The following is a 24,552-nucleotide window of genomic DNA, read 5'->3' as shown; positions in this document are numbered from 1 at the left end:
TGCGACAGATACTGTCCGAAGACGGCGAAACTTCCTGGGGTTGATTGCACAGTCGCAGCGCTTCGGCCTTACTGACTGCTCAACAAAAACAACACCAAGGAAGTGTCATGCGTATTGTCCCGTTCCAGTACCTGGCCCTGGCAGCCGCGCTTTTGAGCTGTTCCTCTACCTACGCAGCTACCCTGGAAGGCGGTGCGGTGGCCGCGCCCGATCAATATGGTGCACAGGTGGCCGCCGACATCCTGAAAAAGGGCGGCAACGCGGTGGACGCTGCGGTGGCCACCGCCTTCACCCTGGCGGTGACCTACCCGGAGGCGGGTAACATCGGCGGTGGTGGTTTCATGACCCTGTTCGTCAACGGTAAACCCTACTTCCTCGATTACCGCGAAGTGGCGCCCAAGGCCGCCACGCGCAACATGTACCTGGACGACAAGGGCGAGGTGATCGAGAACCTCAGCCTGGTCGGCGTGCGCGCCGCCGGCGTGCCGGGGACGGTGATGGGCCTGTGGGAAGCCCACCGCAAGTTCGGCAAGCTGCCCTGGAGCGAGCTGCTGACCCCGGCCATCGGCTATGCGAAGAACGGCTTCAAGGTTGCTGAAAAGCAGTACCAGTACCGCAACGATGCCCAGGGCATGTTCAAGACCGCGACCAACTTCAACGACTACTTCGGCAACATGAAGGTCGGCGAGCTGTTCAAGCAGCCGGAGCTGGCCCAGACCCTGGAGCGCATCGCCGACAAGGGCGTCAGCGAGTTCTACCAGGGCAAGACCGCCGACCTGCTGGTGGCGCAGATGCAGGCCGACAAAGGCCTGATCAGCAAGCAGGATCTCAAGGACTACAAGGCTGTGTGGCGCGAGCCGATCGCCATCAGCTGGCGCGGCAACGTGGTCTACACCGCGCCGCCGCCAAGCTCCGGCGGCGTGGCCCTGGCCCAGCTGCTGGGCATCAAGGAAGACCGCGCCGCAGACTTCAAGGGGGTGGCGCACAACTCGGCGCAGTACATCCACCTGTTGGCCGAGATCGAGAAGCGCGTGTTCGCCGACCGTGCCGACTACCTCGGTGACCCGGCCTTCACCAAGGTGCCGGTGGATCAGCTGGTGGCCAAGGAATACCTGGCCAAGCGCGCCGCCCAGGTCAACCCCAAGGCGATCTCCGCCACCGACCAGGTCAAGCCGGGCCTGGAGCCGCACCAGACCACGCACTTCTCGATCGTCGACAAGCAGGGCAACGCGGTCAGCAACACCTACACCCTCAACCTCGACTACGGCAGCGGCGTGGTGGTGAAGGGCGCGGGCTTCCTGCTCAACGACGAGATGGACGACTTCAGCGCCAAGCCGGGTGCGGCCAACGCCTTTGGCGTGGTCGGCGGTGATGCCAACGCCATCGCCCCGGGCAAGCGCATGCTGTCGTCGATGAGCCCGAGCCTGATGACCCGCGATGGCAAGGTCGAGCTGGTGATCGGCACGCCAGGTGGTTCGCGGATCTTCACCTCGATCTTCCAGGTGATGAACAACCTGTACGACTACGGCATGCCGCTGGAAAAGGCGGTGGCGGCGCAGCGCGTGCACCATCAGTTGCTGCCCAAGGACACGATCTACTTCGACAGCTATGCGCCGTTGACCGGGGCGGTGGCCGACGAGCTAAAGAAGATGGGCTATGTGCTGGAGGATCAGGGCTGGGAGATGGGCGATATCCAGGCGATCCGGGTGGACGGGGACAAGGTCGAGACCGCTTCCGATCCGCGTGGGCGTGGGGTAGGGATGATCGTCAAATAGTTATGTATAGGCAGTACTGACGCTTTCGCGGGTAAACCCGCTCCCACAGGTACGGCGCAAGTTTCGAATCTTGCGCTTTACCTGTGGGAGCGGGCTTGCCCGCGAATGCCATCTGAAGGTCAGACGCGGAACTGGCTGACCAGCATCTGCAGGTGACCACCCAGGCGCGCCAGCTCGACGCTGGACGCCGCCGTCTCATCACTGGCCGCGGCGGTCTGTTCCGACACATCGCGCACGTTGAGGATGCTGCGGCTGATCTCTTCGGCCACCGCGCTCTGCTGCTCGGCCGCCGCGGCAATCTGCTGGTTCATCGACTGGATGCTCGACACCGTGCTGGTGATGTTCTCCAGCGAGGCGCCGGCCTTGCGCGCCAGCTCCACACTGCTGTCGGTCAGGGTACGGCTGCCCTGCATGGCATTGGCCACCTGCTGGGTACCGTGCTGCAGGCTGGCCACCAGCTCTTCGATCTCCTCGGTGGACTTCTGCGTGCGCTGGGCCAGGCCACGCACTTCGTCGGCGACCACGGCGAAACCACGGCCGGCCTCACCGGCACGCGCCGCTTCGATCGCCGCATTGAGCGCCAGCAGGTTGGTCTGCTCGGCGACCGACTTGATCACGTCCATCACGCTGCCGATCTTCTGGCTTTCCTGCTGCAGCAGGTTCATCGCCTCGGTGGAACGGTGCACTTCCTCGGCCAGGCGTTCGATCTGGCTGATCGCCTCGCCCACCACACGGTCGCCGGCGCGGGCTTCGTCGTCGGCGCCGGTGGCGGCGTGCGAGGCTTGCTCGGCATTGCGTGCCACTTCCTGCACGGTGGCGGCCATTTCGTGCATGGCGGTGGCCACCTGGTCGGTCTCGACCTTCTGGCTGTTGGCGCCGGCGCTGGTCTGCTCGGTCACCGCCGACAGCTCCTCGGCGGCGCTGGCGATCTGGGTGACGCCGTCACGGATGCCGCTGATCAGCTCGCGCAGGGTGGTGCCCATGCGTGCGATGCCTTGTTGCAACACGCCGATCTCGTCGCGGCGGGTGACACGCAGGTCGTGGCTGAGGTCGCCGCCGGCGATACGCTCCACGGCTTGCAGGGTGTCGCGCAGCGGGCGGGTGATCTGGCGGGTGATGACCACGGCGGCGATCACACCGGCCAGCAGCGCCAGCAGCGTGGCGATGGTCTGCAGGCTGCGGGCGCGGGCGCTTTCGACGTCGCGGCGGTCGATCTGGATCTTGTACAGCGCGTCGCTGCGCTTGACGATGTCGGCGCCCTGCACGGTCATTTCCGCACGGGACACGCTGATGTCGGCGATCGCATCGCGGAACTGGCGCACGGCATCGCGGTAGGCCAGTACCGACTGCTCGAACTGCTGCACGCGGGTGGCTTCGGCCGGCAGCTGGCGCTTGAGCGCGTCGATGTCGGCCAGGGCGCTTTCCAGCTGGCGCAGGGCGGCCTGTTCGTTGGCGGCGGTGTTGTCGGCGATATAGCCGCGCACGTCGACGCGTACCTGCAGCAGCTGCTGGCGGGCCTTGCTGATCAACTGATACTGGGCCAGGCGCACGCTGTCGGCCTCGGGGCGGGACATGACCTCCTGGCTGAGGGTCTCCATGGCCTGGTCGGCCTTGGCGGCGGACAGGTTCATGGCATCACGGGCGGCCTGCGAGCTTTTGTAGCCGGCGCGCATCTTGTTCAGCGAGACCTTGTACTCGCTGATGGTCTGGCCCAGCTCCTTGAGCAGCGCGACGTTCTCCGGGCTCTTGAAGGTGCTGACCAGGAATTCCTGCTGCTTGCCGAACGCGTCCAGCTTGGCCTGGGTGTTGGCGGCGGCGTTGTCGTCGCCGTTGGCGATCATGTACTGCAGGCGCGCCACGCGCAGTTCGGTCAGGTCCTTGTTGAGCTGGCCGATGTCGCCCATCCAGTTGCTGCGGTCGATGAGGCTGCCCAGGCTGGTCCAGCCGGTCAGGGCCAGCAGGCCGGTGAGGACCAGCACCAGGCCGAAGCCCAGGCCGAGTTTGAGGTTGACGCTGATGTTGCCGAACCAGCTGTTCATGCACGCTCTCCAGAAAATTCGTTCGCTCACTTGATCGTCGATCGCAGGGCGTTGTTGTTCTGGGGCCTGCTGATTCGTGCAGGGGTTATCGGCACGCCGAAGGGAAAGCTGAATCGCTTTTGCTGAAGTTTTGTAACTATATGAAAACGTTTGCTTTTCGCGGATCGAAGGGGGCTGCGTTGCAGCCCATTCGCGGGCAAACCCGCTCCCACATGATCACCGCAGCCTTCAAGGCTTGTGCCGTACCTGTGGGAGCGGGTTTACCCGCGAATGGGCCGCAAAGCGGCCCCTTACAACCTCAAAGGCTGCGCACGGCGAAGGTATCGCAGCTGTTCACATTGCCGTTGGCAAACCCGGCCTTGAACCAGCGCACCCGCTGCGCCGAGGTGCCATGGGTGAACGAATCGGGCACCACGCGCCCCTGGCCCTGCTGCTGCAGCCGGTCATCGCCAATCGCATTGGCGGCATTCAGCGCCTCTTCCACATCACCCGGCTCCAGCCAGTTCAGCCGCTTCTGCGCCTGGTAGGCCCACACCCCGGCCAGGCAGTCGGCCTGCAGTTCCTGGCGCACCAGCAGGCCATTGTCGCCTTCCATGCGCTGGCCGCCGCGCCGCGCGGCATCGACCTTGGCCGACACCCCCAGTAGGGTCTGCACGTGGTGGCCGATCTCGTGGGCGATCACGTAGGCCTGGGCGAAGTCGCCGGCCGCGGCGAAGCGGGTTTCCATCTCGCGGAAGAACGACATGTCCAGGTACACCCGTTGGTCAGCCGGGCAATAGAACGGCCCGACCGCCGCCGAGGCAAAGCCGCAGGCGGAGTTGACCTGGCCGCTGAACAGCACCAGCTTGGGGTCGCGGTACTGCTTGCCGGCCTGGGCGAACAGCGCCTTCCAGGTGTCCTCGGTGTCTCCGAGGATCGAGGCGACGAACTGCGCCTGCTCGTCATTGGCCGGCGGCGCCTTGGCGCCGCTGCCGCTGGGGGCGGTCTGGCGCTGTTGCTGCTCCATCTGCCCGGTGAGCTGGCCGAGGATCTGCAGGGGGTCCTGCCCGGTCAGCCAGCCGATACCGACGATCAACAGGATCGCCCCCAACCCCAGCCCTTTGCCGCCGCCGAAGCGCATGCCGCCGCCGCCACCTTCGCCGCGGGCATCGACCACGTTGTCGCTGCGTCGGCCTTTTCGCCATTCCATGAGTGCTCTCCCGAGCGTGAAACATGAGGTTAAAGATTAGATCACAGCCGCCAAAGGCACTAATACATAACCATTTGGTTATGTCTGGAGTGGGTGATTTCAATATTAATCCCGCGCGACCTATCCGAAACTGCAAGTCCGCCTGCATTGCACAGGCCTATTTCATAATTCCAAAAGAGGTAACCGGCATGCCTGCCCAGGACAACAGCCGCTTTGTGATCCGTGATCGCAACTGGCACCCCAAGGCCCTGACGCCCGACTACAAGACCTCGATCGCGCGCTCGCCGCGCCAGGCCCTGGTCAGCATCCCGCAGTCGATCAGCGAAACCACCGGCCCGGACTTTTCCCACCTGGGCTTCGGTGCCCACGACCATGACCTGCTGCTGAACTTCAACAATGGTGGGCTGCCGATCGGCGAGCGCATCATCCTCGCCGGCCGCGTCGTCGACCAGTACGGCAAGCCGGTGCCGAACACCCTGGTGGAAATCTGGCAAGCCAACGCCGGTGGCCGCTATCGCCACAAGAACGACCGCTACCTGGCGCCGCTGGACCCGAACTTCGGCGGTGTCGGCCGCTGCCTGACCGACCGTGACGGCTACTACAGCTTCCGCACCATCAAGCCGGGCCCCTACCCATGGCGCAACGGCCCGAACGACTGGCGCCCGGCGCACATCCACGTCGCCGTCAGCGGCCCGTCGATCGCCACCAAGCTGATCACCCAGCTGTACTTCGAAGGCGACCCGCTGATCCCGCTGTGCCCGATCGTCAAGTCGATCGCCAACCCTGAAGCCGTGCAGCAGTTGATCGCCAAGCTCGACATGGGCAACGCCAACCCGATGGACAGCCTGGCGTACCGCTTCGACATCGTGCTGCGCGGCCAGCGCAAAACCCACTTCGAAAACTGCTGAGGACCCCGCCATGCCAATCGAACTGCTGCCGGAAACCCCCTCGCAGACCGCCGGCCCCTACGTGCACATCGGCCTGGCCCTGGAAGCGGCCGGCAACCCGACCCGCGACCAGGAAATCTGGAACCGCATGGCCAAGCCGGATGCGCCGGGCGAGCAGATCCTGCTGATCGGCCAGGTGTATGACGGCAACGGCCACCTGGTGCGTGATTCGTTCCTGGAGCTGTGGCAAGCCGACGGCAATGGCGATTACCAGGAGGACTACAACCTGGAAAACGCCTTCAACAGCTTCGGCCGCACCGCCACCACCTTCGATGCCGGCGAGTGGACCGTGCACACCGTCAAGCCGGGCGTGGTCAACAACGCCGCGGGCGTGCCGATGGCGCCGCACATCAACATCAGCCTGTTTGCCCGGGGCATCAACATCCACCTGCACACGCGCCTGTACTTCGATGACGAGGCCGAGGCCAATGCCAAGTGCCCGGTGCTCAACCTGATCGAGCAGCCGCAGCGACGCGAGACCTTGATCGCCAAGCGTTGCGAGGTGGACGGGAAGACCGCCTATCGTTTCGATATCCGTATCCAGGGGGAAGGGGAGACGGTGTTCTTCGACTTCTGAGTGCGAGGCAAGAAAAGCGGCCCGCTCCGAAAGGAGCGGGCCGCTTTTGCGTTGAGGCCGGGTCAGCCTTTGACCGGCACCAGGTCGAAGGCGCCGGGCTGGTACTGGAACAGCAGGCAATCTTCGGCGGCGGTGCAGCCACTTTCGTGGACCAGGTTGGCTGGCAACCGGTAGAAGGCGCCCGCCGGGTACTCGGTACGCTTGCCATCGATGACCGCGTAGAAGGTCCCCTCGAGCACCACCGTCGGCAGGCTTTCGCTGTGTTTGTGCAGGCCGTTGTCGGTGCCCTTGTTGAACTTCACGAAGGCCGAGTAAGGGCCTTTGCCGAAAATGTCACCGTCGACGTTGGCGTAGCTGACCGCACCTTTGCTGCCTTGTACTTCATGCCATTTCAGCGCGGCGCTGTCGGGTACCGAGATCAGGCTGTCGCCTGCGGCCTGGGCGGTGAGGGCAAGGCTGCCCAGGGTGATGCCAGCAATCAGGGTGTGCAGTGCTTTCATGGGACGGCTCCTTCGCCAGTCGATTCGAGTGAGCAGAGGTTAAGGCAATCCATTGAGCACAAATACGTCAGCTGCCGGCCATGACTTGTGCACTAAATGCACATATCAGGCCGGCCAGCGCGGCGTCGCATAGTAGCTTTGCACATAGTCGAGGAGGGCTCGCACCTTGGGCGCCAGGTACCGGCTTTGTGGATAAACGGCATACAAGTGGCGCGAAGGCAGCTGCCACTCGGCCAGCAGCCTGACCACCCTGCCGTCGCTGAGGGCGTCGTGGACGATGAACCGATCGAAGCTGGCGATGCCCAGCCCGCCGATGGCAGCCGCGCGCAAGGCCAGCGGCGAGTTGGCGCTGAGGCGCCGGGGCATCCGGATGTCCTGCTGCAGGCCGCCGGGGCCGCTGAGCTGCAGGCGTTGCGGTTGCTGCAAGCGGTCGTAGCCGAGCAGCGGGTGGTCGGCCAGGGTGGCGGGGGAGGTTGGCACGCCATGGCGTTCGAGATAGGCCGGTGCGGCGACCAGGATCACTTCGCTCTGTGCCAGGTGGCGGGCCACCAGGCTGGAGTCGGGCAAGTGGTCGGTGACGCGCAGGCAGACATCGACTTCTTCTTCGAGCAGGTCGACGAAGCGGTCGGTGCAGTTGAGTTCGATCTGCAGGCGTTCGTGGCGTTCGACGAAGCCTGGCAGCCAGCGGCCCAGTTCCAGTTCGCCAAAGGCCGTGCCGACGCTCAGGCGCAGGGTGCCGCTGGGTTGTTGCTGGTGTTCCGACAGTTCCAGGGTCATCGCCTGCATCTGTTCCAGGATCTGCACGCAGTGGCGATAGAACAGGGCGCCGGCCTCGGTCAGGTGCAGGCGGCGGGTGGTGCGGTTGAGCAACTGTGCGCCGAGCTGCCGCTCGAGGTTCTTCACCTGGCGCGACAAGACGGTGTGGGAAACGCCGGCATGCTGGGCGGCGGCGCTGAAACTGCCGAGGTCGACGACCCGGCGGAAGGTTTGCATGGCACTGAGCTGGTCCATCGGTACGGTACCCCCTGCGGCGTGCCATGGGGCCCAGGCCCCATGGCGTCACATGTCAACGCCGGACCAGCAGCACCCCACTTTCCATGTGATGGGTATAGGGGAACTGGTCGAACAATGCACAGCGTTCGATACGGTGGGTATCTTGCAGCTGCGCGATGTTCTGCGCCAGGGTCTCGGGGTTGCACGAGATGTACAGGATCCGCTCGAAGCGCCGGGTCAGCTCGCAGGTGTCCGGGTCCATGCCTGCGCGTGGCGGGTCGACGAACACGGTGCCGAAGTCATAGCTTTTCAGGTCGATGCCTTCGAGCCGGCGGAACGGCCGCACCTCGTTCAGCGCCTGGGTCAGCTCTTCTGCCGACAGGCGCACCAGGCGCACGTTATCCACAGCGTTCTCGTCGAGGTTGCTCAGCGCGGCATTGACCGACGTCTTGCTGATCTCGGTGGCCAGCACCTGGCGCACGCGGGTGGCCAGCGGCAGGGTGAAGTTGCCGTTGCCGCAGTACAGCTCCAGCAGGTCGTCCTCACGCTCGCCGATGGCGTCGAAGGCCCAGCTCAGCATCTTCTGGTTCACCGCGCCGTTGGGCTGGGTGAACGCGCCTTCCGGCTGGCGATAGCTGAACACGCGGCCGGCGACGTCGAGCTTTTCCACCGCGTAGTCGCGGCCGATCACCAGGCGCTTGCCCTTGGAGCGGCCGATCACGCTCACGCCCAGGTCGGCGGCGAGCTGGCCCGCGGCTTCTTCCCAGGCCTCGTCCAGCGGGCGGTGGTAGCACATCGTGACCATCGCATCGCCGGTCAGGGTGGTGAGGAACTCCACCTGGAACAGGCGGTTGCCCAGTGCCTCGCTGGCCTGCCAGGCGGCCTTCAGGCGCGGCATCAGCTCATTGATGCGCTGGCTGGCGATGGGGAAGTCGTCGATCAGGATCGCCTTGTGCTTGTCGCCCGGGGCGAACATCGCGTAGTGGCGCTGGCCGTCCTCGCGCCACAGGCGGAATTCGGCACGCAGGCGGTAGTGCTCGCGCGGCGAGTCGAAAACGGCCGGCTCCGGCGCGCCGAAGGGCGCCAGCAGCTCGCGCAGCCGGGCGACTTTGCCCTCCAGCTGCGTGTCGTAGGTGGAAGGATCGAAGGCAGCACTCATGCGTTGAACCAGCCCAGCTTGATGACGAACAGGATGGAAAGGATCACCAGGGCCGGGTTCAGGTCGCGGTGGCGGCCGGAGATCAGCTTGACGGCGGTCCAGGAAATGAAGCCGAAGGCGATGCCGTTGGCGATCGAATAGGTCAGCGGCATGGCCAGGGTGGTGACCACCACCGGCGCGGCTTCGGTCACGTCGTCCCAGTTGATTTCGGCCAGGCCCGAGGCCATCAGCACGGCCACGAACAGCAGCGCCGGGGCGGTGGCGAAGGCCGGCACGCTGCCGGCCAGCGGGGCGAAGAACAGCGCCAGCAGGAACAGTACGGCGACCACGATGGCGGTCAGGCCGGTGCGGCCCCCGGCGCTCACGCCGGCGGCGGACTCGATGTAGCTGGTGGTGGTCGAGGTGCCCAGCAGGGAACCGGCCATGGCCGCGGTGCTGTCGGCGATCAGGGCACGGCCCATCTTCGGCATGTGGCCGTCCTTGCCCATCAGGCCGGCGCGCTTGGCCACGCCGATCAGGGTGCCGGAGTTGTCGAACAGGTCGACGAACAGGAAGGCGAAGATCACGCTGACCAGGCCGACGTCGAGGGCGCCCTTGATGTCCAGCTGCAGGAAGGTCGGCGCCAGCGAAGGCGGCATCGACACCACGCCGCCGAACGGCGTCACGCCCATCACGATCGAGGCGATGGTCACGGCGAGGATGCCGATCAGCACCGCGCCGCGGACCTTCAGCGACTCCAGGCCGACGATCAGGAAGAAGCCCAGGGTGGCGAGGATCGGCGCCGGCTGCTTGAGGTCGCCCAGGCCCACCAGGGTGGCCGGGTTATCGACGACGATGCCCGCGTTATGCAGGGCGATGAACGCCAGGAACAGGCCGATACCGGCCGCGATCGCCGAGCGCAGCGGCAGCGGGATGCTGTTCACGATCCATTCGCGGATGCGGAAGATCGACAGCAGGAAGAACATCACCGCCGACAGGAACACCGCGCCCAGCGCCACTTGCCAGGTGTGGCCCATGTGCAGGACCACGGTGTAGGTGAAGAAGGCATTCAGGCCCATGCCCGGCGCCAGGGCGATCGGGTAGTTGGCGATCAGGCCCATGGTGGTCGAGCCGATGGCCGCGGCCAGGCAGGTGGCGACGAAGATCGCGCCCTTGTCCATGCCGGTCTCGCCGAGGATGCTCGGGTTGACGAACAGGATGTAGGCCATGGCCAGGAAGGTGGTGACGCCCGCGAGAATCTCGGTGCGCACATTGGTGTCGTGTGCTTTTAGTTGAAACAGCCTTTCCAGCATGCCCGCTCCCCAAGGCGCTTGCGCGCCGTGAATGTATCGACCCCATCAGCAAAGCACAGACCGTATCGGCTGCCGTGGTTTTGTGTGGGGTGGAAAAAAGCCGCGCATCATACCAGCATGCTGGGCGGGGGCCTATGGCCGTTGGGGAATGGGTTTTTCTTGGCCTGTACCGGCCTCTTCGCGGGTAAACCCGCTCCCACAGGATTTGGACCTGAGGCTATCCCTGTGGGAGCGGGCTTGCCCGCGAAGAGGCCCGTACAGGCAACCGTTCAACCGTTGTGCAACCGGTCCCGCCTGGCCAATGTCGGGAACAGTCTTATCCACACCCCGGTCACCACCAGCGTGCCCACCCCACCCAGCACCACCGCCGGCACCGTGCCGAACCAGTGCGCCGTCACCCCGGACTCGAACTCGCCCAGCTGGTTCGAAGCCCCGATGAACAACCCGTTCACCGCACTCACCCGCCCGCGCATCTCGTCCGGTGTCTCCAGCTGCACGAAGGCGCCGCGGATCACCATGCTGATCATGTCCGCCGCCCCCAGCACCACCAGTACCGCCAGGGAGAACCAGAACGAGGTCGACAGGCCGAAGGCGATGGTCGCCACGCCGAACAGCCCGACTGCCGTGAACATGGTGCGCCCGACCTTGCGCTCGACCGGGAAGCGCGCCAGCCAGAACGACATCAGCAGCGCCCCCACCGCCGGCGCCGAGCGCAGCAGGCCGAGGCCCCACGGGCCGGTGAGCAGGATGTCCTTGGCGAACACCGGCAGCAGCGCGGTGGCGCCACCGAGCAGCACGGCGAACAGGTCCAGGGAGATGGCGCCGAGGATGTCCGGCCGGCTGCGGATGAAGTGGATGCCGGCCAGCAGCGAGGCAATGCTCGCGCGCCCGCGCTGGGGCACCTGCTGGCGCGAATCGAGGCTGAGCATCAACAGGCAGGCGATGGCGTACAGCAGCACCGTCGGGCCGTAGACCCAGATGCTGCCGAAGGCATAGAGGAAGCCGCCCACGGCCGGGGCGACGATGGTCGCGGCCTGGGTCGCCGAGGCCGATGCCGCCACCGCCCGCGGGAACAGCCCGGTCGGCACCACGTTGGGCAGCAGTGCCTGGGTTGCCGGCATCTCGAACGAGCGGGTGGCGCCGAGCAGGAAGGCGAGGGCGAAGATCAGTTCGCGGCTGACGTTGTCGGTGGCGCTGCCCATGGCCAGCGCCAGGGCGATCAGCCCCTGCAAGGTCTGACACAGGGCGGCGACCTTGCGCCGGTCGTAGCGGTCGGCGACGTGCCCGGTGTGCAGCATGAACAGCACCCGCGGAGCGAACTCGACCAGGCCGACCAGGCCAAGGTCGAGCACGTTGCCGGTCAGCTGGTAGAGGTGCCAGCCAATGGCCACGGTGAGCATCTGGAAGCCGCTGGCGGTGAATACCCGTGCCAGCCAGAAGGCAACGAACGGGCGGTGGTGGCGCAACAACTGCGGTGCGGAATCGGACATCGGAAACCTGCTGGCCTCGGCGCAGTAGAGGGGCCCGCAGCGTATCATCTGTTTGTAACAAACAGTTACTGTTTGCCGGAATCGGCACTTTTCCACATTCCATGAAAGGGGGTGAGGCAACCAGTCACGCGGCATTCAACCACACAGCCCGGCGGGCTTTTCGGGACTATGCTTCCTAGCAGTCGTTGATCTGGATCAATCGTTGCTTTTGCAACGGCCGGGTGACGACCAGGCCTTCGGGCCGGAATCCCTGCGATCGAACAGAACAATTCCAACGCGCCGCACTCGACTCAAACGTAGGGGCAGTGGGCAACGGGGCCACAAGCCCGGAAGCCGGATTATCTGAAGAGGAAGCACCATGTTCGGAATAGAGGCCCTAGAGCTCGCCCGAATGCAGTTTGCCTTTACCGTGTCGTTCCACATCCTGTTCCCGGCCATCACCATTGGCCTGGCCAGCTACCTGGCCGTTCTCGAAGGCCTGTGGCTGCGCACCCACAATCAGGTCTACCGTGACCTCTACCACTTCTGGTCGAAGATCTTCGCCGTCAACTTCGGCATGGGCGTGGTCTCCGGCCTGGTCATGGCCTACCAGTTCGGCACCAACTGGAGCCGCTTCTCCGATTTCGCCGGCGCCGTCACCGGCCCGCTGCTGACCTATGAAGTGCTCACCGCGTTCTTCCTCGAGGCAGGCTTCCTCGGCGTCATGCTGTTCGGCTGGAACCGCGTAGGCCGTGGCCTGCACTTCTTCTCCACGGTGATGGTGGCGCTCGGCACGCTGGTCTCGACCTTCTGGATCCTCGCCTCCAACAGCTGGATGCAGACTCCCCAGGGCCACGAGATCGTCGATGGCCGGGTGATCCCGGTGGACTGGCTGGCGGTGGTGTTCAACCCGTCGTTCCCCTACCGGCTGATGCACATGGCCACCGCGGCCTTCGTCTCCACTGCGTTCTTCGTCGGCGCCTCGGCGGCCTGGCACCTGTTGCGCGGGCGTGACAACCCGGCGGTGCGCAAGATGCTGTCGATGGCCATGTGGATGGCCCTGATCGTCGCCCCGATCCAGGCGGTGATCGGTGACTTCCATGGGCTCAACACCCTCAAGCACCAGCCGGTGAAGATCGCCGCCATCGAAGGCCACTGGGAAAACAAGCCCGGCGAGCCGACCCCGCTGATCCTGTTCGGCATCCCCGACATGCAGGCCGAGACCACCCGCTTCAAGATCGAGATCCCGGCGCTCGGCAGCCTGATCCTGACCCACAGCCTGGACAAGCAGGTGCCGGCGATGAAGGAGTTCCCGCCCGAGGACCGGCCCAACTCGACCATCGTCTTCTGGTCGTTCCGGGTCATGGTCGGGCTCGGTTTCCTGATGATCTTCGTCGGCCTGTGGAGCCTGTGGCTGCGCAAGCGCGGCACGCTCTACACCTCGCGGCCGTTCCTGCACCTGGCGCTGTGGATGGGCCCGTCCGGCCTGGTGGCGCTGCTGGCCGGCTGGTTCACCACCGAGATCGGCCGCCAGCCGTGGGTGGTGTATGGCCTGCTGCGCACGGCCGACGGCGTGTCCAACCACAGTTATGCACAGCTCGGCTTCACCCTGGTCGCCTTCGTGGTGGTGTACTTCGCCCTGTTCGGCACCGGCCTTGGCTACATGATGCGCCTGGTGCGCAAAGGCCCGCAGACCGGCGAGGGCGAAGAGACCAACCCTGGAGGGCCTGGCACCAAGCGCACGCCGGCGCGGCCGCTGTCTGCCGCCGATGACGGCGAAACCAAGTCCGCCAGCCTGAGCAAGGGGAACTGAGCCATGGGTATCGACCTTCCGCTGATCTGGGCCGTGATCATCATCTTCGGTGTGATGATGTACGTGGTGATGGACGGCTTCGACCTCGGCATCGGCATGCTCTTCCCCTTCGTCAAGGGCGAGCAGGATCGTGATGTGATGATGAACACCGTCGCCCCGGTGTGGGACGGCAACGAAACCTGGCTGGTGCTGGGCGGCGCCGGGCTGTTCGGGGCCTTCCCGATGGCCTACGCAGTAGTGCTCGAGGCGTTGTACCTGCCACTGATCCTGATGCTGATCGGCCTGATCTTCCGCGGCGTGGCCTTCGAGTTCCGCTTCAAGGCCCGGGCCGACAAGCGCCATGTGTGGGACAAGGCATTCATCGGCGGCTCGCTGATGGCCACCTTCTTCCAGGGCGTGGCGCTGGGCGCCTTCCTCGAAGGCTTCAAGGTGGTCGATCGGCATTTTGCCGGCGGCACCCTCGACTGGCTGACCCCGTTCAGCCTGTTCTGCGGCCTCGGGCTTATCGTTGCCTACACCCTGCTGGGCTGCACCTGGCTGATCATGAAGACCGAAGGGGACCTGCAGGTCAGGATGCATGACCTCGCCCGGCCGTTGGCGCTGGTGCTGCTGGCGGTGATCGGCATCGTCAGCCTGTGGACACCGATCGCCTACCCGCAGATCGGCGCCCGCTGGTTCAGCATGCCCAACCTGTTCTGGTTCATGCCGGTGCCGCTGCTGGTGCTGGTGACCTTCTACGGCTTGCTCAAGGCGGTGGCGCGCAACGCCCACTACACGCCGTTCCTGCTGACCCTGGTGCTGATCTTCCTCGGCTACAGCGGGCTGGGCATCAGCCTGTGGCCGAACATCATCCCGCCGTCGATCTCCATCTGGGATGCCGCGTCGCCGCCGCAGAGCCAGGGCTTCATGCTGGTCGGCACGCTGTTCATCCTGCCGTTCATCCTCATGTACACCTTCTGGAGCTACTACGTGTTCCGCGGCAAAGTCACCCACGAAGACGGCTACCACTAGGAGGGCCTGACGATGACCGGCAAGCATGGCCTGGAAGAAAAGAAACCGCTGTGGCAGCGGCTGGGTTGGCTGGTGCTGATCTGGGCGATGAGCGTTGCGGCACTGGGCGTGGCGGCCTGGGTGATGCGCCTGTTCATGGGGGCCGCAGGCCTGACCACCCATTGAGCTGACGACTGACCTTGTGGGAGCGGGTTCACCCGCGAAGCCGGCGACTCGGTGCATGGCACCGGCTTTGCCGGTGTTCGCGGCGGTTCGACGCCTCGATGAACCCGCTCCCACAGGATAGGCGGTGCTCTTATTTGCGCGCCTTGAGGATCACGAACTTCGGCGTCGCCGCCACCTGTTCAACCCCGCGGAACAGCCGCGCCAGCTTGCTGTGATAACCCAGGTGGCGGTTGCCGACGATGTACAGCGCCCCGCCCACCACCAGCGCCTCGCGCGCCTGCTGGAACATGCGCCAGGCGAGGAAGTCGCCGACCACCTGCTGCTGGTGGAACGGCGGGTTGCACAGCACCACGTCCAGCGATTGCTTCTCGACACCCGCCAGGCCATCCCCGGCCAGCACCGTCACCGCCCGCTCGCCCAGGGCGGCCTGCCAGTTTTCCTGCGCCGATTGCACCGCCATGTACGACTCGTCGACCAGCGTGTAGTGCGCGTCCGGGTTGGCCAGGGCGCTGGCGATGGCCAGCACGCCATTGCCGCAACCCAGGTCGGCGACACGGGCGCTGCCCAGGTTGCCTGGCAGGTGCGGGAGGAAGGCGCGGGTGCCGATGTCCAGGCCATCGCGGCAGAACACGTTGGCGTGGTTGACCAGCTCCAGTGCCGGCATGTCGAGCTGATAGCGGGTCGGGTAGGGCGATTGCGCGGTGCGGCGCTCGGCGACGCTGGCGGTCAGCAGGCGCGCCTTCTTCTGCGCCAGCGAAGCCTGCACCGGGCCGATGTACTTTTCCAGCAGGTCGCCTGCCGCACGCGGCAGGTGCTTGATCATCGCCCCGGCAATGACCAGGGCGCCCGGCGCCAGGTGGCCCTGCAGGCGGATCAGTTGCTCTTCGAGCAGCGCCAGGGTCTTGGGTACGCGCACCAGCACACGGTCGAACGTGCCCTGCCAGTGCTCGCTGGCCGGTACGAACGGCACGCTGTCGAAGGCCAGGCCATTGCGTGCGAGGTTCTTTTCCAGGGCCATGCGCGCCAGGTGCGAGTCACCGCTGCTGACCACCTGGCAGTGGCCGCTCGCCAGGCTGACGGCGAGTGCGCCAAAGCTGTCGTTGAGCACCAGCACACGGCTGCCGGCCACCAGCGCCTGCCCGTGCAACTGCTCGAGCAGGTACTCATCGGCGGCGTCGAAGGCCTGCAGCGGGTCGTTGGCCTGGTCCGGCTGGCGGATCAGGTCGAGTTCGGCGTAGGGGGTGGTCAACAGGGGCATGGCGTCTGGCTCGGGTACGGATCTGCCCGCCGCGGTTCGCCACGGGCTTGAAGTACGCGATTCTACAGGGCTTTGCCGAAGGTCGCAGGCCTGGCTACTGTTCGATCAGGCCGCGCATCATGGCAATGGCGATGGCGCCGGCCTTGTTGGCGGCATTGGTCTTGCTGATCACGCTGCGGATGTGGAAGTTCACCGTGCTCTGCGACAGTGACAGGATGCAGGCCACGTCGGCTGCAGTCTTGCCGGCGGCCGACCACTTCAACACCTCGATTTCGCGCTCGCTCATCTTCGGCTGCGGCGGGCAGAGCCGGGCCAGGTGATGTTCACAGATGATCGAATGCAAGGTATGGCATAACCACTGCACTTTGCCGGCCTTTTCATACAATTCGGCGAGACCTACCTCACCGAACGGCCTGCCGATACTGACCTGGCTCTCATTGTGCTTGAGGTCATGCAACGATTGCGTCCAGCCATGGCGCAAGCCGTGCAGGCAGGCTTGCTCGCGAAAATGCGGGACATCGTGGTACAGCTCGTCGCTCCACACCACCGGCATGGTCGAACTGTGGCTTCGGTTGGCAGCCGCATCCTGTTTGTAGAAGTCATCGCGCTGGTAACGCTCGACCCAGGCCACGGGATAGTTGCTGTACAGGTAGAGCTTCGGTGTCTGAGCAGCGAGCTGAATGCGGATCTTCAGCCCTAGGAAAACCATTTCCATGTCCTGCGCAAGATGCACCGCAAGGTCGAAGACCTTTTGCGGTGTGCTCTCGCTGATCAGCCGATGGAGATGCTCATGGTTCCACTGAAGCATCCGTCACACTCCTTTGAAGTTCAGGATCCAATCCGTTTGCATACGGAAGAGATTGTAGGAAAAGACTGAGTGCCATGTTGGGTTTTTTTTGTTATAGCGATCAGGATTTTCTGCTCGATCAGCACCATCGTCCAGGGTGCCCCTACACTCCAGCGGTTTTTATTCAGGCCACTTTGCGCGACACTGGGCGCACGCTATTCACGGAGCCCCCCATGACCGCCAGTGCCGACAAATTCACCCGCCAGACCCTGCTCGACGTTCAGCCGTTGACGCCGAACCTGTTCAGCCTGCGGGTCACGCGCGACCCTGGTTTTCGGTTCCGTGCCGGCCAGTTCGCCCGGCTGGGCGTGAGCAAAGCCGATGGCAGCGTGGTCTGGCGCGCCTATTCCATGGTCAGTGCGCCCCATGACGAGTACCTGGATTTCTTTTCCATCGTGGTGCCGGGCGGTGAGTTCACCAGCGAACTGAGCCGGCTGGGCGAGGGCGACACGTTGCTGATCGACCGCCAGGCATTCGGCTACCTGAGCCTTGACCGCTTCGTCGGTGGCCGTGACTTGTGGCTGCTGGCCACCGGAACCGGCATTGCGCCGTTCATGTCGATCCTGCAGGACTTCGAGGCCTGGGAGCGGTTCGACAGCATCAAGCTGGTGTATTCGGTGCGCGAGGCGAAAGAGCTGGCCTATGTCGAGGAAATCGCCGGCCTGGAGCAGCGCGAATACCTGGCCGAGTTCGCCGGCAAGTTGCAGTTCATCCCGGTGGTGACCCGCGAGCAGCATCCGGGGGCATTGAATGCGCGCATCACCACGCTGATCGAGAGCGGCGAACTGGAACAGGCGGCGGGGCTGCAACTGTCCACCGAGCATTCACGGATCATGCTGTGCGGCAACCCGGACATGATCGACGACACGCGCAAGGTGCTCAAGGCGCGCGACCTGCAGTTGAGCCTGAGCAAGCGGCCGGGGCAGGTGGCGGTGGAAAACTACTGGTGATGAAAAAGGGCCGCAGTTGATGCGGCCCTTTTTCGTTCAAGGCAGGCGGTTCTGGTTCTGCGTCTTGAGCAGGTCGCGAATCTCGGTCAGCAGGGTTTCCTGCGGGGTCGGCACGGGCGGGGCGGACGGTGCCACGGCCTCTTCGCGCTTGAGACGGTTGATGGCCTTCACGCCCATGAAGATGGCGAAGGCGACGATGAGGAAGTCGATGACGGTCTGGATGAACTTGCCATAGGCCAGCACCACGGCAGGCACGTCGCCTTCCGCGGCCTTCAAGGTGATCGCCAGGTCGCTGAAGTCGACACCGCCGATCAGCAGCCCCAGGGGCGGCATGACCACGTCACCGACAAAGGACGAGACGATCTTGCCGAAGGCCGCGCCGATGATGATACCCACCGCCATGTCGACGACATTGCCTTTGACCGCGAAGGCCTTGAATTCACTGATCATGCCCATGTCTGGTTCCTTGTAACAAAAGGTAAGGTGTACCCAGTGTAAGCCACTGGAATGCTTCATGCGTTGGCTTCAGGGGTAGTGACTGCGGTTAGATCGAATAGTTTTGTCGCATCCCGAGGCGATCGGGACACCTTGGTGTCGGCTATCATGGCGGTTTTTTCCAGGAGACCCTGCCCATGGCCAAGGCCAAGCGCTTGTATGGCTGCACCGAGTGTGGCGCGACGTTCCCCAAATGGGCCGGCCAGTGCGCCGACTGCGGGGCCTGGAACACCCTCACCGAAACCATGATCGAAAGCGGCGGCGCGGCGGCCCCCAGCGGGCGCAGCGGCTGGACCGGGCAGCAGGCGCAGATCAAGACCCTGGCCGAGGTCAGCGTCGAGGAAATCCCGCGTTTCACCACCAGCAGCACCGAACTCGACCGGGTGCTCGGCGGCGGCCTGGTCGACGGCTCGGTGGTGCTGATCGGTGGCGACCCGGGCATCGGCAAGTCGACCATCCTCCTGCAGACCCTGTGCAACATCGCCGTAGGCATGCCGGCCTTGTACGTCACCGGCGAGGAGTCGCAGCAGCAGGTGGCCATGCGCTCGCGACGCCTGGGCCTGCCCCAGGACCAGCTCAAGGTGATGACCGAGACCTGCATCGAAACCATCATCGCCACCGCTCGGGTGGAAAAGCCGCGGGTCATGGTCATCGACTCGATCCAGACCATCTTCACCGAGCAACTGCAGTCGGCGCCCGGTGGCGTCGCCCAGGTGCGCGAGAGCACGGCCCTGCTGGTGCGTTACGCCAAGCAGAGCGGCACGGCGATCTTCCTGGTCGGCCACGTCACCAAGGAAGGTTCGCTGGCCGGGCCACGGGTGCTGGAGCACATGGTCGACACCGTGCTGTATTTCGAAGGTGAGTCCGATGGCCGCCTGCGCCTGCTGCGGGCGGTGAAGAACCGCTTTGGCGCGGTCAACGAGCTGGGTGTGTTCGGCATGACCGACCGCGGCCTGAAAGAGGTGTCCAACCCTTCGGCGATCTTCCTCAACCGTACCCAGGAGGAGGTGCCGGGCAGCGTGGTCATGGCCACCTGGGAAGGTACCCGGCCAATGTTGGTGGAGGTGCAGGCGCTGGTTGACGACAGCCACCTGGCCAACCCGCGGCGGGTGACCCTGGGGCTGGACCAGAACCGCCTGGCCATGTTGCTGGCGGTCCTGCACCGCCATGGTGGCATTCCCACCCATGACCAGGACGTGTTCCTCAACGTCGTGGGCGGGGTGAAGGTGCTGGAGACGGCGTCGGACCTGGCGTTGCTGGCGGCGGTGATGTCCAGCCTGCGCAACCGGCCGTTGGCCCATGGGCTGCTGGTGTTTGGCGAGATCGGTTTGTCGGGTGAGGTGAGGCCGGTGCCGAGCGGGCAGGAGCGGCTGAAAGAGGCGGCCAAGCATGGTTTCAAGCGGGCGATCGTGCCCAAGGGCAATGCGCCCAAGGAATCGCCGGCAGGGTTGCAGGTGATTGCCGTGACCCGGCTGGAGCAGGCGCTGGATGCCTTGTTCGAGTAGTTTTCAACCTGTACTGGCCTCTTCGCGGGTAAACCCGCTCCCACAGGGATCTCGCAGCTTCTGAACGCTGTGCAGTACCTGTGGGAGCGGGTTTACCCGCGAAGAGGCCGGAACAGGAGAATGAAAAAGGGGGGCCGACGATGCGCATCGGCCCCCCTTCACCCCACTGCTCAGTCAGCCGTCAATGCTCGGCCACCGCACTGCGCCGTGGCGCCTGGTTGCCGTGCTCGTCCAGTTCCATCACCGGCACTTCGCTGCCCTCGGCATCGAACAGCTTGCCATCCTTGAAATAGTCCCCATCACGCAGGCACGAGATGTCCGAATACTGGATGGTGCGTTCGTAGGCTGCGGCGAACACCGACTGGTTCTCCGAGTTGCCCGTCTTGAAGTGGTTGAACAGCAGGTTCAGCAGGATCGCCATGATCGCCGCCGAGCTGATGCCCGAGTGGAAGATGGTTTCGACCCAGTTCGGGAAGTGGTGGTAGAAAGTCGGCGCGGCGATCGGGATCATGCCGAAGCCCAGCGAGGCGGCGACGATGATCAGGTTGACGTTGTTCTTGTAGTTGACCTTCGACAGGGTGCGGATGCCGCTGGCGGCCACGGTGCCGAACAGCACGATGCCCGCGCCGCCCAGTACCGGAGTGGGCACTGCGGCGATCACCCGGCCCATCACCGGCAGCAGGCCGAGCACCACCAGGATGACGCCACCGGTGGCCACCACGTAGCGGCTGCGGACCCCGGTCACGGCCACCAGGCCGACGTTCTGGGCGAAGGCGCTCTGGGTGAACGAGCCGAAGATCGGTGCCAGGATGCTCGACGCCATGTCGGCCCGCAGGCCGTTGCCCAGGCGCTTGGAGTCGACCTTGGTGTCGATGATCTCACCCACGGCGAGGATGTCGGCCGAGGTTTCCACCAGGGTCACCATGATCACGATGCACATCGACAGGATCGCGGCGATGTGGAACTCCGGCATGCCGAAGTGGAATGGGGTAGGGAAGGCGAACATCGGGCCTTCGCTGACCTTGCCGAAGTCGGTCATGCCCAGCGCCCAGGCGATCAGGGTGCCGACCACCATGGCCAGGAGGATCGACAGGCGCGAGATTGTGGCGCTGCCCAGTTTGCTCAGCAGCAGCACGATGGCGAAGGTCAGCGCCGCCAGGCCGATGTTGGCCACGCTGCCGAATTCCGGCGAGGCGCTGTTGCCGCCCATCACCCAGCGGGCTGCCACAGGCATCAGGGTCAGGCCGATGGTGGTGATGACGATGCCGGTCACCAGCGGCGGGAAGAACTTGGTGATGCGCGAGAACACCGGGGTGATCAGGAAACCGATCACCGAAGCCGCCATGACCGCGCCGAGCACCCCTGGCAGGCCGCCACCCCCTTCGCTGCTGAGGATCGCTCCCATGGTCGCCACGCCGGCGAACGACACGCCCTGCACCAGCGGCAGCTGGCAACCGAAGAACGGGATGCCCAGTGTCTGCAGCAAGGTCGCCAGGCCTCCGGCAAACAGCGAGGCGGCGATCAGCATGCCGATCTCGGCGCCGTTCAGGCCGGCGGCCTGGCCCAGGATCAGGGGCACCGCGACGATCCCGCCATACATGGTCAGCACATGCTGCAGACCATAGGCCAGGTTGGCACCCAGCCCGAGGTTTTCGTCCTCGGGGCGCTGGGCGGGAGACGTGCTAGGGGACGTAGTCATGGAGCAGGCTCTCTGTTTATTGTTGTGCCGCTACTGTAGACATTTCCTACAAATCATTGCTAGATAAATTGTATACAATTTTTTGATCGGAGCGCGAACAGTGGGCCTTGCAGTGTGTGCAAAACTGCAATGCAGAAGCCGTACCAACTTGATTAATGGGGTGCTAGAGGGGTGTGTACAAAGCACTGCTACCCAGGCAGAAAGCTGTCTGGGTAGACAAGAAACACGGGAAGGGGAGGCTGTTAGTCAGCTAACACATTCTATTCTTCGATGAGTTCGCGCAGCTCGCGCATCATTTCGGTGCTGTCGGCCAGGTTTAATTCCACAAGACGGTGCAAATGGGTCATCGAGTCGACGTCGATATACAGGCAGACGAAGCCCAGGCGCGCGGCTTCTTCATGGCGCAGTTCCACCTGCATCTGCACGCGCACCTCGGGGTTGAGGTGGATGACCGCATCGAAGTCCTGGCTCAGGTCGGCGTCCCAGGGTTCGGGGCGCTTTATCAGCATGCCTTTGAGCGATAGATCCAGCAGTTTTACCGGCCAGCGGCAATCGCCCTGGCGCAATTCGGTAGGGGCGTCGAAATCGATGCGCTGGAAGCGGCGGCGTTCGTCGTGATCGCTCATGGGGACGGCTCCTCGGGTGACATCCTGACTATAGTTAGTTTGGTATGTGCATCAGGTACCGCAATCTGGCCGCAGAGGCTCTAGACCAAAGCAAGTGTGGCAATGCGCGATGACACGCCCTAGACTCGATGGGCGGTCTTTTCCAATCCACCAGCTGGAAGTAAACCATGAACAACAATAATAGCCTGCTACGCCACATACCGTGGCTGGCGCTGGCAGTCATAGGGGCCTGCGCGCTGGGTGTGGTAGCCCTGCGCCGCGGCGAAGCCATCAATGCCTTGTGGATCGTGGTCGCGGCGGTGGCCATCTACCTGGTCGCCTACCGTTACTACAGCCTGTTCATCGCCACCAAGGTGATGCAGCTCGATCCCCGCCGAGCCACCCCTGCGGTGCTCAACAACGACGGTCTGGACTACGTCCCGACCAACAAGCACATCCTCTTCGGTCATCACTTCGCCGCCATCGCCGGCGCCGGCCCACTGGTCGGCCCGGTGCTCGCCGCACAGATGGGCTACCTGCCCGGCACGCTCTGGCTGATCGCCGGCGTGGTGCTGGCCGGCGCGGTGCAGGACTTCATGGTGCTGTTCCTGTCCACCCGCCGCAACGGCCGCTCCCTGGGCGACATGGTGCGCGAGGAGATGGGCCGCATCCCGGGGACCATCGCCCTGTTCGGCTGCTTCCTGATCATGATCATCATCCTCGCGGTGCTGGCGCTGATCGTGGTCAAGGCCCTGGCCGAAAGCCCGTGGGGCATGTTCACGGTGATGGCGACCATCCCGATCGCCATGTTCATGGGCATCTACATGCGCTACATCCGCCCGGGCCGCATTGGCGAGATCTCGGTGGTCGGCGTGGTGCTGCTGCTGGCGTCGATCTGGCTGGGGGGCCAGATCGCCGCGGATCCGGTCTGGGGCCCGGCATTCACCTTCACCGGCGTGCAGATCACCTGGATGCTGGTCGGTTACGGTTTCGTCGCCGCCGTGCTGCCGGTGTGGCTGGTGCTGGCGCCGCGTGACTACCTGTCGACCTTCCTCAAGATCGGCACCATCATCGCCCTGGCCATCGGCATCCTGGTGACCATGCCCGAGCTGAAAATGCCGGCATTGACCCAGTTCACCGACGGCACCGGCCCGGTGTGGAAAGGTACGCTGTTCCCGTTCCTGTTCATCACCATCGCCTGCGGCGCGGTGTCGGGCTTCCACGCGCTGATCTCCTCGGGGACCACGCCGAAGCTGCTGGACAACGAAGCCAACGCCCGCTACATCGGCTACGGCGGCATGCTGATGGAATCGTTCGTGGCCATCATGGCCATGGTCGCCGCCTCGGTGATCGAGCCGGGCGTGTACTTCGCCATGAACAGCCCGGCCGCGGTGGTTGGCGCCGACGTGGCGTCGGTGGCGCAGACGGTCAGCAGCTGGGGCTTCCTGATCACCCCTGAGCAGCTCGAGGCCGTGGCCCGCGACATCGGCGAGCACACCGTGCTGGCCCGTGCCGGTGGTGCCCCGACCCTGGCCGTGGGCATCGCGCAGATCCTCCACCAGGTGCTGCCGGGTGAAAACACCATGGCCTTCTGGTACCACTTCGCGATCCTGTTCGAGGCGCTGTTCATCCTCACCGCGGTGGACGCCGGTACCCGTGCCGGGCGCTTCATGCTGCAGGACCTGCTGGGCAGCTTCGTGCCGGCCCTCAAGCGCACCGAGTCGTGGACCGCCAACCTGATCGGCACCGCCGGCTGTGTGGCGCTGTGGGGCTACCTGCTGTACCAGGGCGTGATCGACCCACTGGGTGGCATCAATACCCTGTGGCCGCTGTTCGGCATCTCCAACCAGATGCTGGCCGGTATCGCCTTGATGCTCGGCACCGTGGTGCTGATCAAGATGAAGCGCGAGCGCTACATCTGGGTCACCCTGCTGCCGGCCGCCTGGTTGCTGATCTGCACCACCGCCGCAGGCCTGATCAAGCTGTTCGACCCGAACCCGGCGGTCGGCTTCCTGGCCCTGGCCAAGAAGTACAGCACCGCGCTGGACGCTGGCCAGGTGCTGGCCCCGGCCAAGGACATCGGCCAGATGCAGCACGTGATCTTCAACGCCTACACCAACGCCGGCCTGACCATCCTGTTCCTGCTGGTGGTGTTCAGCGTGCTGTTCTTTGCCCTGAAGGTCGGTTATGCCGCCCTCGGCCGCAAGGAGCGCAGCGACAAGGAAACCCCGTTCCAGGCCCTGCCTGACGCTTGAGAGGACCGC

Annotated in this window: 21 protein-coding genes; 9 read left to right on the top strand and 12 right to left on the bottom strand. The window is 64.7% G+C overall.

What is annotated here, in order from left to right:
- Nucleotides 1-107: 107 nt before the first annotated feature.
- A complete protein-coding gene (ggt, locus tag ACIP21_RS26520; RefSeq protein WP_400694252.1) occupies nt 108-1,775 on the top strand; it encodes a gamma-glutamyltransferase in 1,668 nt (555 codons plus the stop codon).
- A gap of 119 nt (nt 1,776-1,894) precedes the next feature.
- On the opposite strand, the gene ACIP21_RS26515 is transcribed toward ggt, so the two are convergent.
- Together ACIP21_RS26515 and ACIP21_RS26510 are read right to left on the bottom strand one after the other, a co-directional pair.
- Complete coding sequence (locus tag ACIP21_RS26515; RefSeq protein ID WP_400694250.1) at nt 1,895-3,814, bottom strand: methyl-accepting chemotaxis protein; 1,920 nt, start codon at nt 3,812-3,814, stop codon at nt 1,895-1,897.
- Between the two features lie 298 nt (nt 3,815-4,112).
- Nucleotides 4,113-5,003, bottom strand: a complete 891-nt coding sequence (locus tag ACIP21_RS26510; RefSeq protein WP_400694247.1) for a neutral zinc metallopeptidase — start codon at nt 5,001-5,003, stop codon at nt 4,113-4,115.
- A 188-nt stretch (nt 5,004-5,191) separates the two neighbouring features.
- Between ACIP21_RS26510 and pcaH the strand changes: the two genes are divergently transcribed.
- Both pcaH and pcaG read left to right on the top strand, forming a co-directional pair.
- Nucleotides 5,192-5,911 (top strand): protocatechuate 3,4-dioxygenase subunit beta, encoded by a 720-nt coding sequence (gene pcaH, locus ACIP21_RS26505; protein WP_400694244.1) that lies wholly within the window; start codon nt 5,192-5,194, stop codon nt 5,909-5,911.
- Between the two features lie 10 nt (nt 5,912-5,921).
- On the top strand, nt 5,922-6,527 hold the full coding sequence (gene pcaG, locus ACIP21_RS26500) for a protocatechuate 3,4-dioxygenase subunit alpha (protein ID WP_400694241.1): 606 nt from the start codon (nt 5,922-5,924) through the stop codon (nt 6,525-6,527).
- A gap of 62 nt (nt 6,528-6,589) precedes the next feature.
- Here the strand turns inward: pcaG and ACIP21_RS26495 are convergent, their stop codons facing one another.
- The 5 genes from ACIP21_RS26495 to ACIP21_RS26475 form a co-directional block, all read right to left on the bottom strand.
- Nucleotides 6,590-7,027 carry a cupin domain-containing protein gene (locus tag ACIP21_RS26495; protein WP_400694238.1) on the bottom strand — a complete coding sequence of 146 codons (438 nt, stop codon included), beginning with the start codon at nt 7,025-7,027 and terminating at the stop codon, nt 6,590-6,592.
- Nucleotides 7,028-7,132: 105 nt separating this feature from the next.
- Complete coding sequence (locus ACIP21_RS26490; RefSeq protein ID WP_400694236.1) at nt 7,133-8,038, bottom strand: LysR family transcriptional regulator; 906 nt, start codon at nt 8,036-8,038, stop codon at nt 7,133-7,135.
- Between the two features lie 55 nt (nt 8,039-8,093).
- On the bottom strand, nt 8,094-9,179 hold the full coding sequence (gene trmA, locus ACIP21_RS26485; protein ID WP_400694233.1) for a tRNA (uridine(54)-C5)-methyltransferase TrmA: 1,086 nt from the start codon (nt 9,177-9,179) through the stop codon (nt 8,094-8,096).
- Nucleotides 9,176-10,471: an NCS2 family permease gene (locus tag ACIP21_RS26480; protein ID WP_400694230.1), complete on the bottom strand. Its 1,296-nt coding sequence runs from the start codon at nt 10,469-10,471 to the stop codon at nt 9,176-9,178. Before ACIP21_RS26480 ends, trmA begins: the two co-directional genes overlap by 4 nt.
- A gap of 269 nt (nt 10,472-10,740) precedes the next feature.
- Complete coding sequence (locus ACIP21_RS26475) at nt 10,741-11,961, bottom strand: MFS transporter (protein WP_400694227.1); 1,221 nt, start codon at nt 11,959-11,961, stop codon at nt 10,741-10,743.
- A gap of 358 nt (nt 11,962-12,319) precedes the next feature.
- Between ACIP21_RS26475 and ACIP21_RS26470 the strand changes: the two genes are divergently transcribed.
- From ACIP21_RS26470 to ACIP21_RS26460, 3 genes are read left to right on the top strand one after another with little or no spacing between them, the layout of a single operon-like run.
- A complete protein-coding gene (locus tag ACIP21_RS26470) occupies nt 12,320-13,753 on the top strand; it encodes a cytochrome ubiquinol oxidase subunit I (protein WP_400694225.1) in 1,434 nt (477 codons plus the stop codon).
- Nucleotides 13,754-13,756: 3 nt separating this feature from the next.
- The gene (gene cydB, locus ACIP21_RS26465; protein ID WP_400694222.1) at nt 13,757-14,764 is read left to right on the top strand and encodes a cytochrome d ubiquinol oxidase subunit II; all 1,008 of its coding nucleotides are present in this window, start codon (nt 13,757-13,759) and stop codon (nt 14,762-14,764) included.
- 12 nt (nt 14,765-14,776) lie between these two features.
- Nucleotides 14,777-14,929, top strand: coding sequence for a DUF2474 domain-containing protein (locus ACIP21_RS26460; protein WP_400694219.1), 153 nt, complete (start codon nt 14,777-14,779; stop codon nt 14,927-14,929).
- Nucleotides 14,930-15,059: 130 nt separating this feature from the next.
- Here ACIP21_RS26460 and ACIP21_RS26455 read toward each other — a convergent pair whose 3' ends face one another.
- Together ACIP21_RS26455 and ACIP21_RS26450 are read right to left on the bottom strand one after the other, a co-directional pair.
- On the bottom strand, nt 15,060-16,187 hold the full coding sequence (locus ACIP21_RS26455; protein WP_400694216.1) for a methyltransferase: 1,128 nt from the start codon (nt 16,185-16,187) through the stop codon (nt 15,060-15,062).
- 94 nt (nt 16,188-16,281) lie between these two features.
- Nucleotides 16,282-16,995 (bottom strand): autoinducer binding domain-containing protein, encoded by a 714-nt coding sequence (locus ACIP21_RS26450; protein ID WP_400694214.1) that lies wholly within the window; start codon nt 16,993-16,995, stop codon nt 16,282-16,284.
- A gap of 212 nt (nt 16,996-17,207) precedes the next feature.
- Between ACIP21_RS26450 and ACIP21_RS26445 the strand changes: the two genes are divergently transcribed.
- On the top strand, nt 17,208-17,984 hold the full coding sequence (locus tag ACIP21_RS26445; RefSeq protein ID WP_400694212.1) for a ferredoxin--NADP reductase: 777 nt from the start codon (nt 17,208-17,210) through the stop codon (nt 17,982-17,984).
- Nucleotides 17,985-18,020: 36 nt separating this feature from the next.
- On the opposite strand, the gene mscL is transcribed toward ACIP21_RS26445, so the two are convergent.
- Entirely contained in the window at nt 18,021-18,440 is a 420-nt protein-coding gene (gene mscL / locus ACIP21_RS26440; protein ID WP_400694209.1) for a large-conductance mechanosensitive channel protein MscL, read from the bottom strand.
- 176 nt (nt 18,441-18,616) lie between these two features.
- Here mscL and radA point away from each other — a divergent pair, with 176 nt between their 5' ends.
- Entirely contained in the window at nt 18,617-19,984 is a 1,368-nt protein-coding gene (radA, locus tag ACIP21_RS26435; protein ID WP_400694206.1) for a DNA repair protein RadA, read from the top strand.
- 181 nt (nt 19,985-20,165) lie between these two features.
- Here the strand turns inward: radA and ACIP21_RS26430 are convergent, their stop codons facing one another.
- Nucleotides 20,166-21,683 (bottom strand): nucleobase:cation symporter-2 family protein, encoded by a 1,518-nt coding sequence (locus ACIP21_RS26430; protein WP_400694204.1) that lies wholly within the window; start codon nt 21,681-21,683, stop codon nt 20,166-20,168.
- Nucleotides 21,684-21,943: 260 nt separating this feature from the next.
- Entirely contained in the window at nt 21,944-22,309 is a 366-nt protein-coding gene (locus tag ACIP21_RS26425) for a PilZ domain-containing protein (RefSeq protein ID WP_400694202.1), read from the bottom strand.
- Between the two features lie 167 nt (nt 22,310-22,476).
- Here ACIP21_RS26425 and ACIP21_RS26420 point away from each other — a divergent pair, with 167 nt between their 5' ends.
- Complete coding sequence (locus ACIP21_RS26420; protein WP_400694199.1) at nt 22,477-24,543, top strand: carbon starvation CstA family protein; 2,067 nt, start codon at nt 22,477-22,479, stop codon at nt 24,541-24,543.
- Nucleotides 24,544-24,552 lie beyond the last annotated feature (9 nt).

The sequence above is a fragment of the Pseudomonas sp. NPDC089401 genome (genome assembly GCF_044749485.1).
Classification (GTDB): Bacteria; Pseudomonadota; Gammaproteobacteria; order Pseudomonadales; family Pseudomonadaceae; genus Aquipseudomonas.
Note: the sequence above shows the minus strand (reverse complement) of the source record. Positions and strands in the feature narration are given on the sequence as shown.